The sequence below is a fragment of the Modestobacter sp. VKM Ac-2985 genome (genome assembly GCF_026967925.1).
Taxonomy (GTDB): domain Bacteria; phylum Actinomycetota; class Actinomycetes; order Mycobacteriales; family Geodermatophilaceae; genus Modestobacter.
In genome coordinates this window covers 88,788-103,733 of sequence record NZ_JAPVBI010000002.1, presented here as the reverse complement: position 1 = coordinate 103,733, position 14,946 = coordinate 88,788, and the positions used below count along the sequence as shown (strand labels likewise).

18 protein-coding genes are annotated in these 14,946 nt (G+C 73.1%); 8 read left to right on the top strand and 10 right to left on the bottom strand.

What is annotated here, in order from left to right; translation table 11 throughout:
* Positions 1-25 precede the first annotated feature (25 nt).
* Both O2V61_RS09710 and O2V61_RS09705 read left to right on the top strand, forming a co-directional pair.
* Positions 26-274, top strand: a complete 249-nt coding sequence (locus tag O2V61_RS09710; protein WP_269183109.1) for a type II toxin-antitoxin system Phd/YefM family antitoxin — start codon at positions 26-28, stop codon at positions 272-274.
* Positions 271-651 carry a PIN domain-containing protein gene (locus tag O2V61_RS09705; protein ID WP_269183108.1) on the top strand — a complete coding sequence of 127 codons (381 nt, stop codon included), beginning with the start codon at positions 271-273 and terminating at the stop codon, positions 649-651. The genes O2V61_RS09710 and O2V61_RS09705 overlap by 4 nt, the downstream gene beginning before the upstream one ends.
* Before the next feature lie 3 nt (positions 652-654).
* Here the strand turns inward: O2V61_RS09705 and O2V61_RS09700 are convergent, their stop codons facing one another.
* Positions 655-1,188 carry a putative immunity protein gene (locus O2V61_RS09700; protein ID WP_269183107.1) on the bottom strand — a complete coding sequence of 178 codons (534 nt, stop codon included), beginning with the start codon at positions 1,186-1,188 and terminating at the stop codon, positions 655-657.
* Positions 1,189-1,199: 11 nt separating this feature from the next.
* The gene (locus O2V61_RS09695) at positions 1,200-1,673 is read right to left on the bottom strand and encodes a DUF6194 family protein (protein ID WP_269183106.1); all 474 of its coding nucleotides are present in this window, start codon (positions 1,671-1,673) and stop codon (positions 1,200-1,202) included.
* 46 nt (positions 1,674-1,719) lie between these two features.
* Here O2V61_RS09695 and O2V61_RS09690 point away from each other — a divergent pair, with 46 nt between their 5' ends.
* A complete protein-coding gene (locus O2V61_RS09690; RefSeq protein ID WP_331254221.1) occupies positions 1,720-2,457 on the top strand; it encodes a MerR family transcriptional regulator in 738 nt (245 codons plus the stop codon).
* A 74-nt stretch (positions 2,458-2,531) separates the two neighbouring features.
* Here O2V61_RS09690 and O2V61_RS09685 read toward each other — a convergent pair whose 3' ends face one another.
* The 5 genes from O2V61_RS09685 to O2V61_RS09665 form a co-directional block, all read right to left on the bottom strand.
* Entirely contained in the window at positions 2,532-2,909 is a 378-nt protein-coding gene (locus O2V61_RS09685) for a hypothetical protein (protein ID WP_269183104.1), read from the bottom strand.
* A 50-nt stretch (positions 2,910-2,959) separates the two neighbouring features.
* Positions 2,960-3,688: an alpha/beta hydrolase gene (locus O2V61_RS09680; RefSeq protein WP_269183103.1), complete on the bottom strand. Its 729-nt coding sequence runs from the start codon at positions 3,686-3,688 to the stop codon at positions 2,960-2,962.
* Positions 3,689-3,714: 26 nt separating this feature from the next.
* Positions 3,715-3,915, bottom strand: coding sequence for a hypothetical protein (locus O2V61_RS09675; RefSeq protein WP_269183102.1), 201 nt, complete (start codon positions 3,913-3,915; stop codon positions 3,715-3,717).
* A 115-nt stretch (positions 3,916-4,030) separates the two neighbouring features.
* Positions 4,031-5,053: an NADP-dependent oxidoreductase gene (locus O2V61_RS09670; protein WP_269183101.1), complete on the bottom strand. Its 1,023-nt coding sequence runs from the start codon at positions 5,051-5,053 to the stop codon at positions 4,031-4,033.
* Positions 5,050-5,832, bottom strand: a complete 783-nt coding sequence (locus tag O2V61_RS09665) for an SDR family NAD(P)-dependent oxidoreductase (protein WP_269183100.1) — start codon at positions 5,830-5,832, stop codon at positions 5,050-5,052. Before O2V61_RS09665 ends, O2V61_RS09670 begins: the two co-directional genes overlap by 4 nt.
* A gap of 55 nt (positions 5,833-5,887) precedes the next feature.
* On the opposite strand from O2V61_RS09665, the gene msrA reads away from it, so the two are divergent.
* Positions 5,888-6,541: a peptide-methionine (S)-S-oxide reductase MsrA gene (gene msrA, locus O2V61_RS09660; protein WP_269183099.1), complete on the top strand. Its 654-nt coding sequence runs from the start codon at positions 5,888-5,890 to the stop codon at positions 6,539-6,541.
* Positions 6,542-6,597: 56 nt separating this feature from the next.
* Positions 6,598-7,512, top strand: a complete 915-nt coding sequence (locus tag O2V61_RS09655; RefSeq protein WP_269183098.1) for a haloalkane dehalogenase — start codon at positions 6,598-6,600, stop codon at positions 7,510-7,512.
* A gap of 42 nt (positions 7,513-7,554) precedes the next feature.
* On the opposite strand, the gene O2V61_RS09650 is transcribed toward O2V61_RS09655, so the two are convergent.
* Positions 7,555-8,403: a LysR family transcriptional regulator gene (locus tag O2V61_RS09650; RefSeq protein WP_269183097.1), complete on the bottom strand. Its 849-nt coding sequence runs from the start codon at positions 8,401-8,403 to the stop codon at positions 7,555-7,557.
* Between the two features lie 106 nt (positions 8,404-8,509).
* On the opposite strand from O2V61_RS09650, the gene O2V61_RS09645 reads away from it, so the two are divergent.
* Complete coding sequence (locus O2V61_RS09645; RefSeq protein WP_269183096.1) at positions 8,510-9,241, top strand: SDR family oxidoreductase; 732 nt, start codon at positions 8,510-8,512, stop codon at positions 9,239-9,241.
* Between the two features lie 523 nt (positions 9,242-9,764).
* Here O2V61_RS09645 and O2V61_RS09640 read toward each other — a convergent pair.
* On the bottom strand, positions 9,765-11,357 hold the full coding sequence (locus tag O2V61_RS09640) for a methyl-accepting chemotaxis protein (RefSeq protein ID WP_269183095.1): 1,593 nt from the start codon (positions 11,355-11,357) through the stop codon (positions 9,765-9,767).
* Positions 11,358-11,511: 154 nt separating this feature from the next.
* Between O2V61_RS09640 and O2V61_RS09635 the strand changes: the two genes are divergently transcribed.
* On the top strand, positions 11,512-12,633 hold the full coding sequence (locus tag O2V61_RS09635) for a class I SAM-dependent methyltransferase (RefSeq protein WP_269183094.1): 1,122 nt from the start codon (positions 11,512-11,514) through the stop codon (positions 12,631-12,633).
* Positions 12,634-12,646: 13 nt separating this feature from the next.
* Here O2V61_RS09635 and O2V61_RS09630 read toward each other — a convergent pair whose 3' ends face one another.
* Positions 12,647-13,138, bottom strand: a complete 492-nt coding sequence (locus O2V61_RS09630) for a phosphoribosyltransferase (RefSeq protein WP_269157570.1) — start codon at positions 13,136-13,138, stop codon at positions 12,647-12,649.
* Between the two features lie 190 nt (positions 13,139-13,328).
* Here O2V61_RS09630 and O2V61_RS09625 point away from each other — a divergent pair, with 190 nt between their 5' ends.
* On the top strand, positions 13,329-14,939 hold the full coding sequence (locus O2V61_RS09625) for a methyl-accepting chemotaxis protein (protein ID WP_269183093.1): 1,611 nt from the start codon (positions 13,329-13,331) through the stop codon (positions 14,937-14,939).
* Positions 14,940-14,946: the final 7 nt, after the last annotated feature.

Here is a 14,946-nt window from a genome sequence, read left to right as displayed (position 1 = left end):
GTAGCACAAGTGCTACTTTGGTGGCATGGCGACCGTCGGACTCCGTGAGCTGCGCCAGCAGGCCTCTGACCTCATCCGACGCGTCGAAGCGGGCGAGGAGGTCACCGTTACGGTGGCCGGCCGGCCCAGCGTCCGTCTCGTGCCCGCCAACGCGCGCACCTGGCGTTCGTGGGCCGACGTCGAGGAGCTGTTCTCCGGGCCCGCCGACCCGACGTGGGAGCAGGACCGTGAGCTCGTCGACCGGGAGATCAGCGACCCGTGGGTGCCACGGTGAGGGCTGTCCTGGACACCAGCGTCGTCATCGCCCGGGACGTCGGCCCACTGGCCGGTGAACTGGCCGTCAGCGCCGTGACGCTGGCCGAGCTGCACTTCGGTGTGCTCGTCACCGCCGACCCAGCGGCGCGGGCCGAGCGGCTGCGCCGCTTGTCCGTCCTGCAGGGGCGGTTCGACGCCCTGCCCGTCGACGAGGCCGTTGCGGCCAGCTACGGGCAGTTGGCCGCCGCAGTGGTCGCGGCAGGTCGTCGACCGCGTGCCCGGGCGATGGACCTGCTGATCGCCGCGACCGCGCACGCCCACGGCGCACGGCTCTACACCCGCAACGCGGCCGATCTGCAGGGGGCTGACGAGTTCGTCGAGGTCATCCCGGTCTGACGTTCATCGCGCGGCGATGTCGGCCTGGATGCGTCGGATGACGTCCGCCAGGACGCCGGTGGCCAGGAGCCCCGGACCGAGGGGTCCGGCCGAGTCCTCACCCAGCCGCGGCAGCTGCCGCAGCGCCGATCGGGTCGGCATCGTGAGGCGGTCGAGCTGCCAGCGCACCTCGTGGACCACGGCGTCGGGCTCGGCTGCCGCGAGCCCGGCGGCCTTGGCGGCGTAGGCGGCTGCGCCGAGCGCGTGCGCGCCCATGTGGGCGACGCCGGCCGCCTGCGCCCCGGCACGGGCCGCCGCCGCAGCAGCGGGTGAGGTGACCGCGCCGGCTGCTCGACCGGCGAGGAAGCGCCGGCGGATCTCTCCTGCCGTGTCGAGCTCGCCACGGCCGAAGGCCCGGGCGCGCGCGATGGCGTCGCGCATGCGCTCGTCGTCGGGCGCCGCGGCCTCGAACAGCGGCAGGACGTGTTCGGCGCAGTCGGCGGCCCAGCCGGCGAGGAGCCGTCGGTCGGCTGCGCTGAGCGTCTGGGGGCTGGGCACGTGGTCCTCGCTCAGTTCGACCGCTGGTACCGGGACCGCGCGTTCTCCCACGCGACCGTCAGCAGTGCGCGCGTGATGGCCTCGGTGCGCTCGCCGGGGTTGATGACGGTCAGCCACCCTGCGCGGCCGTAGGTCGGGTGGGGGCGCAGCACGTCGGCAGCGGCCAGCTCGCTCCCGCCCGGCTGCGCGCCGGTGCAGTCGGTGCTCCGCTGCTGTGCGAGGGCCCGGGCGGCGGCGTCCGTCCCGACGTGGATGTTGACGCGGAAGGTCCCGGGGCGGTGCAGCTGGCTGCTGGAGTCGTCGGGGTAGTCCTTGGTCACGATGGTGGCGAAGGGCTGGGTGGCCGCGGGAACCGTGCCGCCGGGGGAGTAGTAGACGAAGGAGTCGCCCCAGGCGATCTCGGGTGATCCGTCGCCCGGGGACGCCGTCCAGACCACCACCCCCTCCAGCGTGGCGACACAGGTGGTGACGTCGTCGTCGGTCATTGCTCCAGGGTTGCAGTGAAGTGCTGGTGGAGGCTTTGCTGCACGAGTGAGCGAGTCCTCGGGCAGAACCCTCCAACGGGCCGTTCTGCGGCCGGTGGACGTCGCTCGCGCTCTGGGCTGCTCGGTGCAACTGGTGCGCGACCTGGAGGCCCAGGGAGTGCTCCCGGCCGCCGACCGCGCCGACAGCGGCTACCGGCGCTACACGGAGAGCCACGTGAACGCCGGCCGCGCCTACCGCGCGTTCGCCGCGGGGATGGGGCCGGTGGCCGCCAAGGTCCTCCTGCGGGCCTTCCACCGGGGAGAGGTGGAGACGGCACTGGCGCTGCTGGACTCCGCCCACGCGCAGTTGCACCACGAGCGCTCGTTGCTCGAGCAGACCCGCAGCGCGCTGGACCACCTCGCCGCGGAACCGGTCCTGCCGACGCGGCCCGCCGACGCGATGGGGATCACCGAACTGGCCGACGCGCTGGGGATGCGTCCCTCGGCGCTGCGGCACTGGGAGGCGGAAGGCCTGCTCACCGCCGACCGCCAGGGGGAACGTGCGGCGAGGCGGTACTCCCCCGAACACGTGCGCGACGCCCGCGTCGTCCACCAGCTGCGGGCCGCCGGGTACCGCATCCCCACGATCAGCCGCCTGCTGCCCGAACTCCGGCGCGCTGGTCGGTCCGCCCGCGTCGCGGCAGCCCTGGGCGACCGGGAGTCCACCCTGACGAACAGGTCCAAGGCGCTGCTGGACGGTGCAGCCTGCCTGTCGAAGGCCGCCTGGCCGTCGCCCGCTCGATGACCGCCCAGCGCGGGACGACGAGCGCGACGCCGACGGTGTTCGGCTGTGCCTCCTGTCCGTCGAGACCGAGTTGGTCAGTCGTGGTGCCGGACGTGCTGGCGCACCGGTGCCGTCAGCAAGGGCAGTGCCTGGCCGAGGAAGCTGAGCGCCACGAGCGCGGCGCGGGGATCGGTGAGTGCGGCGAGGCCGTAGACGACCACGCCGACGAGCGCGCTCACGACGACCACCCCGCGAGCCACCCGGCTGTGCCCCCGGTACACGGTCGCCAGCAGCAGGCAGCCGACGACCATCCAGGACCAGCCAGCCGCTTCCGCGCCCACGTGGCCGTGGTCGGTCAGGACCACCTGGAGCGCGAGGAAGAGGGCGGACAGGCCGAGCGCGACCCGGACGTGCTCCCGGTGCGGAGCCGCGACGGCAGTCTCATCGGTCGATGGCTGGACAGGTGCGCGCACCGGGCCATCCTCGCCCAGGCCACCGGGTCGCGGAAGGGCACGGCCACGGGTCAGAGCGGGACGGCGAGGCCCTCGGGGCTGGGCTGGCGCAGCGCCTCGGCGATCGCCTCGGGCATCGGCGCCAGCCCGGCCCCGGCCAGGACGACGTCCCGGGCGAAACGGTGCCAGCGCTGCGACCGCCGGACCATGCCGTGCCCGCCGACGATGGTGAACCGGGCGACCCGGGCCTTCGCCCGGCGGGCCCGCACCGCGAACTCCGCGGACAGCCGCGGGGGCACCCAGCGGTCACCGCGACCGTGCAGGATCACCACCGTCTGACCGCCCAGGTGCATGACCGGCTCGCCGGGTGGGGTCCACGGGGCGAGGGCGCAGACCGCGGTCACCGAGGGCTCACCGCCGGCCCGGAGCGCGGCCCGACCGCCCATCGAGTGCCCGACCAGCACGATCGGGACGTCGGTGCCGTGCTCCTCGCGCAGCTGCGCGATCGCCCAGCGGACGTCCTGGTACGCGTCGGCGGCCTCACCGTTCCAGCCGGCCACCCGGTAGCGCAGCACCGCGGTGGCGATGCCCTGGTCGGCGGTGCTGGCGTGCACGTACTGCTCGAAGGCGCGCATCCGCACCAGCGAGAGGGCCCGGGTCTTCGGTGGCTCGATGCTGGCGGGAGTTCCGCCGTGACAGAACAACGCGACGCCCCGGGTCTCCCCGACCGCCGGCCGCTGCTCGAGCTCGGGGGAGCGGGGGTCGGGGCGGTCGGCGTCGGGGCTGGGGGATTCGGTCACGTCGTCCTCGTGGGTGTGGGCTGCGGTCAGCGGCGGCGCTTGCCGCCCAGCTTCACACGCGCCTTCTCGCCGAGGTCGCCGGCCTTGAGCAGCCCCTTGCTGATCGCCGACGGTCCCGTGCGCTTCTCCAGCGCCTGGCCCAGCTTGCGCAGCACCGTGATGACCACCGGGGCGAGGACGGTGAGGATGACCCACATGCGGAAACGGCGGGTGAGGAAGAGCCACATGATCAGCACTCTGCCCGGATCTCGCGGCCGCCAACCGGGTGGCCGCCCATGATCACCACGGGCTGACGGTGGTCTCGGTGGGCCGGAGACAGCCGTGAGCCCGTGGTGATCATGATCAGGACGGGTCGGGCGCCAGCCGGACGACCATCTTCCCGGTGTTGCCGCCGCTGAGCAGCGACCGGAACGCGTCGACGGCGGAGTCCAGCCCCTCGATCGTCGTCTCCCGGGCGACGAGCGAGCCGTCCCGCAGCCACCCCGACACCGCACCGATGAACTCCGGCCGCAGGTCGGCGTGGTCGCCGACGATGAACCCGCGCAGCGACAGCCGCTTGCCGACGATCAACCCCAGGTTCCGCGGCCCGGGGGGCGCCGTGGTGGCGTTGTAGCCGGAGATCGCCCCGCAGAGCGCCGCTCGCCCGTAGGTCCGGAAGGCGCCGATCGCCGCCTCCAGGTGCTCCCCGCCCACGTTGTCGAAGAAGACGTCGATCCCGTCGGGTGCGGCGGCGGTGAGCAGCTCGGCGACCGCGCCGTCGTGGTAGTCGAACGCCGCGGAGAAGCCCAGCTCCTCGCGCAGCCAGCGGACCTTCTCCGGCGTCCCGGCGCTGCCCACGACCCGCGACGCCCCGCGCAGCCGGGCGAACTGACCGACGAGGCTGCCGACCGCCCCGGCGGCGCCGGAGACGAAGACGGCGTCCCCCTCGCGGAAGTCGGCCAGCCGGAACAGGCCGGCCCAGGCGGTGAGCCCGGGCATGCCGAGCACGCCCAGGTACAGCGAGAGCGGCAGGCCGGGGAGCGACTCGACGACGGAGACGTGCGTGGCCGGGAGGACGGCGACGTCCCGCCAGCCCTGGCCGTGCAGCACGAACGCGCCCTCGGGGACGGCGTCGGAGCGGGAGGCGACCACCTGCCCGACCGCCCCGCCCTGCATCGTCTCGCCGAGCTCCCAGCTGGCGGCGTAGGACTTCGCGGCGCTCATCCGGCCACGCATGTACGGGTCCACCGACATCGCGATGGTCTGCACCACGACCTCGCCCTCCGCGGGGTCGGGCCGGGTGACGGTCACCAGCCGGAAGTCCTCGGCCACCGGCTCGCCGTGCGGACGCCGGACCAGCTGCCACTCGCGGGCGGAGATGCTCATCGCGGGAAGTCCGGCTCGTTGCGGGGGATGACGAAGGCCTCGGGGACGAAGCTGGTGTCGGGCATGGTGACCATGGTGAGCACCATCCGGGCCACGTCGGACGGCGGCATCATCCGGTGCGCCGGGATGCCCCAGCGCTCCATCATCGGGGTGTCCATCGCGGCCGGCACGATGCTGTGCACCCGCGCCGGGAAGGGGACCTCGGTGCCGTCGGGGGTGACCGTCCCCTTCTCCCGCAGCTCCCGCTGGATGCACCGGGTCGCGCTGCGGAAGGCGGCCTTCGAGCTGTTGTAGGCGATCGCGCCGCTGCCCGAGGTCACTGCGGACAGTGACGTCACGTGCACCACGTCGGCGACGGTGTCGGCCGGGCGGTGCTGGACGGTCTTGAGGAACTCGCTGGTGAGGAAGACCGGGCCCTCGCAGTTCACCGCCTGCACCATCCGGTAGTCGGCCAGGTCGATGTCGGTGATGTAGCCGGGGCGGTCGATGCCCGCGACGTTGACCAGCAGGTCGAAGGCGTCCCCGTGCCGGGCGAACAGGTCGGCGACCACCCGGCGGCGGGTGTCGTCGTCGGTGACGTCGAGTTCGACCACCTCGGCGTCCCGGCCGATCTGGGCGCGGGTCGTCTCCGCGCCCTCGGTGTCGACGTCGCCCAGCGCGACCGTGGCCCCGGCCTCGGCCAGGGCGACCGCGACCGCGCGGCCCAGGCCGCTGGCCGCGCCGGTCACCAGGGCCACCCGGCCCGTCAACTGATCTCCGGTCTGCTGTGTCGTCTGCACCGGGCCACCTTCGCCGACCCGCCCCGAGGCCGCAGGTCGGACCTACGATCGGATCATGTTCTTCTCCCGCGCCAGGACCCGGCCGGTCACCGCCGCGGACGCCCTGACCGGCCGTTCCGAGCCGCTGCCCGGCGTCCCCGAGGTGCACGCGGTCAACGGCAACCGGATCCAGCCCCCCTTCCCGGCGGGTCTGCAGACGGCCGTCTTCGGCGCCGGCTGCTTCTGGGGGGTGGAGAAGGTGTTCTGGGAGACCCCGGGCGTGTACTCGACCGCCGCGGGCTACGCCGGCGGGTACACCCCGAACCCCACGTACGAGGAGGTCTGCTCGGCGCGCACCGGGCACACCGAGGCGGTGCTGGTGGTCTTCGACCCGGCGGTCACCTCCTACGACCGGCTGCTGAAGGAGTTCTGGGAGGAGCACGACCCGACCCAGGGGATGCGCCAGGGCAACGACATCGGCACCCAGTACCGCTCGGCGATCTACCCGCAGGGCCCGGAGCAGGAGGCCGCTGCCACGGTCAGCCGCGACGTGTTCCAGGAGCGCCTGACGGCGGCCGGCTACGGCGGGATCACCACCGAGATCGCCCCGCTCGGCGACTTCTTCTACGCCGAGGGCCACCACCAGCAGTACCTGTACAAGGTGCCCGGCGGCTACTGCCCGGTGAACTCCACCGGCGTCAGCTGCCCCGTCGGCCTCCCCGGCGTCTGACGTCCGGGTCTCCTCGATAGCGTCGGGCGGAGTCCCACCAGTCGAGGAGGCCTGTGATGGACGCGCTGCGCACACCCGAGGACCGGTTCGCCGACCTGCCGGAGTTCCCTTACCAGCCCCGGTACGTCGAGGTGGACGACGGGGACGGCGGCCGGCTGCGGGTCGCCGTCCTCGTCGAGGGGCCGGACGACGGCGAGACGGTGCTGCTGATGCACGGCGAGCCGTCCTGGTCGTTCCTGTACCGCCGGATGATCCCGGTGCTGACGGCGGCCGGGCTGCGCGTCGTCGTCCCCGACCTGGTCGGCTTCGGCCGCTCCGACAAGCCCACCGAGCTGACCGACTACACCTACGCCCGGCATGTGGGGTGGCTGCGGCAGGCGCTGCTGGACGAGCTGCGGCTCACCGACCTCACCCTGGTCTGTCAGGACTGGGGCGGGCTGCTCGGCCTGCGGCTGGTGGCCGAGCACCCCGACCGGTTCGTCCGGGTCGTCGTCGCCAACACCGGCCTGCCCACCGGCGACCGCCCGATGAGCGAGGCGTTCCTGGCCTGGCAGCGGGCGGCGGCCGGCATGACGGACATGCAGGTGGGCCGGATCATCTCCAACGGCACGGCGACGGAGATGGCGCCCCAGGTGGTCGCGGCCTACGACGCCCCGTTCCCCGACGCCCGGTACAAGGCCGGCGCCCGGGTGTTCCCGTCGCTGGTGCCGACCCACCCCGACGACCCGGCGGCCGAGGCCAACCGGGCCGCCTGGGGTGTGCTGCGCAGCTGGGAGAAGCCGTTCCTGACGGCGTTCTCCGACAGCGACCCGATCACCGGCGGCGGCGACGCGGTGTTCCAGAAGCTCGTGCCCGGCGCCCAGAGGATGCCGCACACCACGCTGGCCGGCGGCGGGCACTTCCTCCAGGAGGACGTCGGCCCGGAGCTGGCCCAGGTCGTCGTCGACCTGATCGCAGCCACCCCGCGATAGCGCTGCTGGCTCGACACGGGCACGGATCGAGCCTGCAGGGAGTCAGAGGCGCAGCGCTGTCCGGATGAGGTCGGCGACGGGCCGGGACCTGCTGTGCGGTGGCCAGGCGATGACCGTGGTGACCTCTGGTGCGTCCACGATCGGCACGGCGACGAGGTCGTCGTGCAGCTGCGACCTGCAGGAGTCGGGCGCGACCATCAGGGCCCGGCCGAGGGAGATGAGCTGCAGGAGCTGGCTGTGGCTCTGCACCTCGGGGCCGGGACCGTCCGGGTAGCTGCCGTCGGGGCGGGGCCAGCGGGGCATGGGCAGGTCCGGCACGTCGGCCAGCTCGCTGAGGTGCAGGTCCGTGCGGACGGTGAGGGCATGGCCGGCCGGGAGCACCGCCATCTGCCCCTCGGTGAGCAGTTCCTCGACCTCGAAGCCCGTCGTCTCGTCGAACGGACGGTGGAGGAGCGCCACGTCGGCACGGCCGTTGCGCAGCAGCCGCTCCTGCTCGCCGGGACCGCAGAGCAGCACGTCCACCTGGATCGACCTCGGTTCGGCGGCGTAGGCGTGCAGCAGTTTCGCCAGCAGTTCGCTGGAGGCGCCGGCCTTGGTGGCCAGCACGATGCTGGCCCGACCGGCGGCTGCCAGCGCTGCACGCTGGGCGCGGTGCTCGGCTGCCTCCACCGCGTCCAGGGCCGTGCGACCTTCCTGCAGCAGGACCGCGCCGGCCTCCGTCAGCGTCACCGACCTGTTCGTGCGCTCCAACAGGACGACGCCCATGCGGCGCTCGAGCTGGCTGATCGCGCGGGACAACGGTGGCTGGGCCATGCCCAGGCGTTGCGCCGCCCGGCCGAAGTGCAGCTCCTCGGCGACGGCGACGAAGTACCGCAGCTCGCGAGTCTCCACAGCGGGGAGCCTAGCCAGGTCCGGCCCGGCCGTCGATACCCGTGCGGTATCGCTGCTGACCGAGGCGGTGTTGGACGGTCACCCGGACGGCCCACAGGCTGAGGACATGAGTGAGACGAAGACCGCCCTGGTCACCGGGGCGAACAAGGGCATCGGCTACGAGATCGCGGCGGGGTTGGGCGCGCTGGGCTGGAGTGTCGGGATCGGTGCCCGCGACCGGGCCCGCCGTGAGGATGCGGTGGGTCGGCTGCGCGATGTCGGCGTCGACGCCTTCGGCGTCCCGCTGGACGTGACCGACGACGGCAGCGTCACCGCCGCCGCCGAACTGATCGCCGAGCGTGCCGGACACCTGGACGCCCTGGTCAACAACGCCGGCATCACCGGCGGGCACCCGCAGCAGCCGAGCACCGTCGACCCGGCGGTCATCCGCACGGTCGTGGAGACCAACGTCATCGGCGTCATCCGGGTCACCAACGCGATGCTGCCGCTGCTGCGCCGCTCGGCCTCGCCGCGGATCGTGAACATGTCCAGCGGCGTCGGTTCCCTCACCCGGCAGTCCGGCCCCGGCAGCGAGACCACCACCGGTCCGGTCGCCGTGGCCTACGCGCCGTCGAAGACGTTCCTCAACGCGGTGACCCTGCAGTACGTCCAGGAGCTGGCCGACACGAACGTCCTCGTCAACATGGCCTGCCCGGGTTTCGTCGCCACCGACCTCAACGGCTTCCGCGGCGGGCGGACCCCGCAGCAAGGCGCCGCGACCGCCATCCGGCTGGCCACGCTGCCCGACGGCGGCCCGACCGGTGGCTTCTTCGAGGACGCCGGCGTCGTGCCCTGGTGACGGCACGGCACTGACCCACCCCGAAGCTCCGCTCGCCCCGACACGACGGTCCCCGGCACCAGGAAGAGGCCATGAACATCGCGATCCTCGGCAGTGGCGGGGTCGGAGCACTGTCAGTCCGGCGATCGACCGTCCTCAGCTCTGCCTGAGTCGGGAGCCGAGAACCACCCGCGGCTCCGACCGATCCGGTGGTTGCGGCGAGCCAGCCACAGGTACGCGGTGGCTCCGACGAGGCAGCCCAGCCCGAGACCGACCTCGTCGTGCCACAGGGACCATGCGGCAAGCCCGATGAGGACGATCGACATGGCGACGGTGACCCGGATGTCGCTGCGCACGTCCGCTGGGTCATCCGGGTCGAGGCTGCGAGAGAACCTCAGTGAGCTCTCCGTTCCTCGGGAACACCACGCCTGCTGTCCGTCAGCCTCTCACTGCCCGACCCGGGCGGCCTGGAGTCCGCCACGCCGACTCGGAAAGGTCGTGCAGTGGCTCGCCGTCGTCGCGCCCAGATCGCGGGCCGGCCCGCTCACCAGGTGAAGCGGCCCACCGCCCCGCGCAGGCCGGTCGCCATCCGGGAGAGCTCGGCCACCGCGGTCGTCGTCTGGGTCAGTGCCTGGGTGGTGGAGTCGGCTGCCTGGGAGACGCCGGTGATGTTCGCCGCGATCTCGCTCGACCCGCTGGCCGCCTCGGTCACCGAGCGGGCCATCTCCGCGGTGGTCGAGGTCTGCTCCTCGACCGCGCTGGCGATCGTGGTCTGGTGGTCGCTGATCTGCCCGATGACGCCGCTGATCCGGTCGATGGCGGTGACCGCGCCGGCGGAGTCGGCCTGGATCGCCTCGACCCGGCGGACGATCTCCTCGGTGGCCCGGGCGGTCTGCTCGGCCAGTTCCTTGACCTCGCCGGCCACGACGGCGAAGCCCTTGCCGGCCTCCCCGGCGCGGGCCGCCTCGATGGTGGCGTTGAGGGCGAGCATGTTGGTCTGCTCGGCGATCGAGGTGATCAGCTTGACCACGGCGGTCACCTCCCGGCTGGACTCGCCGAGGGCGGTGACGGTCGCGGTCGCCTGCTGAGCCTGGGCCACCGCGGCGGCAGCGACCACGGCCGCCGCGTTCGCGCTCTGCGAGATCTCCCGGATCGAGGCGCCCATCTCCTCGGCGCCCGCCGCCACGGTGTCGACGCTGCGGGACACCTCCTCGGCGGCCGAGCTCACCACCTGGGACTGGGCGCTGGTCTCCTCGGCCGAGGAGGCGATCTGGGCCGCCGAGGCGGACAGCTCCTCCGCGGCGGCGGCGACCGCGTCGGCGGACGACCCGACCTCGGCCAGCACGCCACGCATCGCGCCGGTCGCCTCGTCCAGCGCCGCGCTCATCCGGCCGAGCTCGTCCGTGCTGGTCAGCCCGGTGCTGCGGGTCAGGTCGCCCACGGCCAGCCCCTCGGCCACGTACTGCACCGAACGGATGCCCCGGGTGATCACCGAGGCCACCAGCAGGCCGATGCCCGCCGCGACCGCCAGCCCGATCCCGAGCACGACGAGGGCGACGGTGCGGTGGTGCTCGTAGGACTCCCGGGCGTTGGCGGCTGCGGCCGCGGCCTCGCGGGTGTCGATGGTGCGGAGCTCGTCGAGGTCCGCGATCACCTCGGTGAGCAGCGGGTCGACCTCCTCGGCCCCGGGCGGCACCGCGGTCGTCCCGCCGCCCGCTGCGGCGGCGGGCACCAGGACGGTGCTGGTCAGCGTGTCGATCTGCGCCAGGTCCTCGGTCGCCTCGACGAGCAGGTCGTGCTCCCGGCCGGCTTGGTGGGTGGCGGCGTAGGCGCTCACCTGGTGTCCGTAGTCGGCGATCAGGGTGTGGACGTCGGAGAGCTGCGGGGCGTGGGTGTCGATGGCGGTCGCAGCGCTGATCGCCAGCCGGATCTGCTCGACGTCGTCGATCATCAGGCCGATCTCCTCGATGCTGAGGACGTTGTCGGCGTAGATGGCCTCACTGGTCGCGGCCGAGTCGGCCAGCGCGGTCAGGCCCAGTCCGCCGACCACCGCGGCGACGGTGCCGGCGGCGGCCGTGGAGGCGAGGACCTTGATCCGCACCGGACGGTCGGCGAACCACTGGGTGGTGCGGGGCATCGGGTTCTCCCGGAGACGGTGATCCGCCGACCGTGGGGCCACGACCGGCAGTACGCACATCGGCAATGGGAGCGCCCTTCCGGAACAGCATCACCCGATCGGGCGTACGGGGGCGGTGTCGGTCCGTGCCTGGCCGCCGGGCACAGTGGGACGCGTGGTCCCCGACGAACTGTTCGCCCAGCTCCGCCGCGAGCCCGACGTCGACGCGCCCGAACTGGTCGCCGTCGACGCGACCGACCGCCTGCTCCTGGACGAGGCGGCCGAGCTGATCCGGCAGCACCCGGACGGCGTGGTCGTGATCGACGACTCGCACGGCGCGCTCACCCTCGGCGCGGTGGCGCTGCACGGGGCGACGGACGTCCGGGTGCACCAGGACCTGCTGGTCGGTGAGCTGGCCCTGGCCGGCAACGCCGAGCGCACCGGGTACGCCGGCACCTACCGGTCACTGCCGCTGGGGTCGGAGCTGGTGCGCGGCGCCCGGGTGGTGCTGGCCCAGGCGCCGAAGGGGCTGGACGCGCTGCGCGAGCTGGCCGAGGTGGTCGCCGCCGACGCCGCCCCCGACGTCACGCTGCTGGTCGGCGGGCGGGTCAAGCACATGACCCACGCGATGAACGACGTCCTGGGCGAGCGCTTCACCGACGTGCACGCGACCCGCGGCCGGCAGAAGTCCCGGCTGCTGGTCGCCCGGGGGCCGAAGCCGGGGACGTCGTCCTTCCCGGTCTGCCGGGAGCACCCCGACCTCGGGCTGACCGTGTGCGCCCACGGCGCGGCCTTCGCCGGTGCCAAGGTCGACCGCGGCACCCGGGCACTGCTCCGGTCGCTCCCCGGCGCCGTGCCGGACGCCGCGACGGCGCTGGACCTGGGCTGCGGCACCGGGGCGCTGGCCGTCGGGCTGGCCATGGCCCGGCCCGGCCTGTCGGTCGTCGCCTCGGACCAGTCGGCGGCGGCCTGCGCCTCGGCCGAGGCGACGGTGGCCGCCAACGGGCTGACCGGCCGGGTCACCGTCATCCGGGACGACGCCGCCAGCAGCGTCCCGGACGGCAGCGTCGACCTCGTCGTCTGCAACCCGCCGTTCCACCTCGGCGTCGCCGTGCACGCCGCCGCCGCAGAACGGCTGTTCGACGCCGCGGCCCGGGTGCTGCGGCCTGGCGGTGAGCTGTGGGCCGTCTACAACAGCCACCTGCCGCACCGCGACGCGCTCCGTCGGATCGTCGGCCCCACCCGCCAGGTGACCCGCGACCCCACGTTCACCGTCACGGCCTCGACGCGCCGCTAGGCCGGGTCCTCGTTCAGTGGCCGGTGCCGCCGCGGGAGACGACCGGCGGGAGGGTCGACCACGGGAAGTCGATCCAGGCGTCGGTGTGCTTCCAGGTGTAGTCACACCGCACCAGTGACCGCGGCTTCTCGTAGACCACGGCGGTGCGCACCTCGGTGACGTGGCCGGCGCAGAACTCCTTGACCAGCTCCAGGGTCTTGCCGGTGTCGGCGACGTCGTCGGCGATCAGCACCTTGGTGCCGGTCAGGTCGACGACGTCGAGCGTCGGCGGCAGCACCACCGGCAGCTCCAGCCGCTCGTCGACACCGGTGTAGAACTCGACGTTCATCACGAAGAGGTTCTTCACGTCCAGCGCGTAGCCCAGCGCGCCGCCGAGGAAGAGCCCGCCGCGGGCGATGGACAGGATCAGGTCCGGCTCGAAGCCGCTGTCGGCGACCTGCTGGGCCAGCTCCCGGGCCGCCCGGCCGAAGTCCTCGTAGGTCAGGGTCTCCCGCTCGTCGCTCACGCACGGATCTTGGCAGGTCCGGGGTGGACCCGCGGACGGGGCGGTGGACGTGTGATGCACAAGACGGACGTGCGCGGCTCGCCTTCCGTTTGTTGCGGTTCCGTTGTGATACCCGTCTCGGCTGCAGACCGTCGCGTCCTGGTCGACAACGGAGGTACGGCAACTGTGCCGTCGACGACGGGAGCACGGCATGGCCACACGACTGCGGGAAGCCCTCACCGGCGGGGGGTTGCGCCGGACCCGGATCAGCACCCGGCTCCTGGCGCTGGTGCTGGTGGCCGTGGTCGGCATGGGCACGATCGCCGTGATCGGCGCCCTCCAGGTGCGCCAGACCATCGAGGCCGAGCAGCGGAACAAGGCCCAGTCCGCGGTCGAGGCGGTGCTCGGTGTCGTGGCCTTCTACGGTGCGCAGGAGACCGCCGGTGCGCTGACCCGGGACCAGGCGCAGGCCCAGGCCAGGAGCGCGCTCAGCGGGCTCCGGTACTCGGGGCAGGAGTACTTCTGGATCAACGACATGGACCCGACGATGGTCATGCACCCGATCAAGCCCGAGCTGGACGGCACCGACCTCAGCGCGAACACCGACCCGACCGGCAAGGCGCTGTTCGTGGAGATGGTGCAGGTCGTCGAGCGTGACGGCAGCGGCTTCGTCGAGTACATGTGGCCCAAGCCCGGTGAGGAGGAGCCGCAGGCGAAGATCTCCTTCGTCGCGGGCTACGAGCCCTGGGGCTGGGTCGTCGGTTCGGGGATCTACGTCGCCGACCTGAACGGCGCCTTCCTCGACGTCCTGGGCACCATGCTCCTGTGGGCGACGCCGGTGGTGCTGGTGATCGCCCTCGTCTCGCTGCTGGTGTCCCGCAGCGTCACCCGGCCGCTGCGCCGGATGACCGACGTCCTCGCGGCCGGAGAGCTGCAGGAACGGCTGGACGTCGGCGCGGGGCGCAACGAGCTGGACCAGCTCGCCGGTGCGCTGAACACCACCCTCGATCGGGTGTCCGACGTGGTCGACGAGGTGGCCGAGGCCTCTCGGATGCTGGACGGGGCTGCCAAGTCCCTGTCGGCCACGGGGACGACGATCGCCGGCGCGGCCGGGCGGTCCACCGGGCAGGCCGACGCCGTGACGACGGCGGCGAAGGACGTCAGCTGCTCGATCGACGCCGTCGCCACCGGGGCGGAGGAGATGGGTGCCTCGATCCGGGAGATCGCGCACAACGCCGCGGAGGCGGCGCGGGTGGCCGGGAGCGCGGTGACCGCGGCGGAGAGCGCGAACCAGACGGTGGCCCGGCTGGGTGAGTCCTCGGTCGAGATCGGCAACGTGGTCAAGGTGATCACCTCGATCGCGGAGCAGACGAACCTGCTGGCGCTGAACGCCACGATCGAGGCGGCGCGGGCCGGTGAGGCCGGCAAGGGCTTCGCGGTGGTCGCCAACGAGGTCAAGGAGCTGGCGCAGGAGACGGCGAAGGCCACCGAGGACATCGCCCGGCGGGTGGAGGCCATCCAGGCCGACACCGACAGCGCGGTCGGCGCCATCGGCGGGGTCACGTCGGTCATCGCCCAGATCAACGACTACCAGATGACGATCGCCTCGGCGGTGGAGGAGCAGACCGCCACCACGAACGAGATGAGCCGGGCCATCGGCGAGGCCGCGCAGAGCGGGCGGTCGATCGCCGAGACGGTCGCCGAGGTCGCCCGGGCTGCCCAGGAGACCCACGCCGGCGTCGCCGAGATGCAGTCGGCCACCTGCGACCTGGTCCGGATGTCGGAGGCCCTGCAGCAGTCGGTGGACACCTTCCAGCGGTGACCCCCGG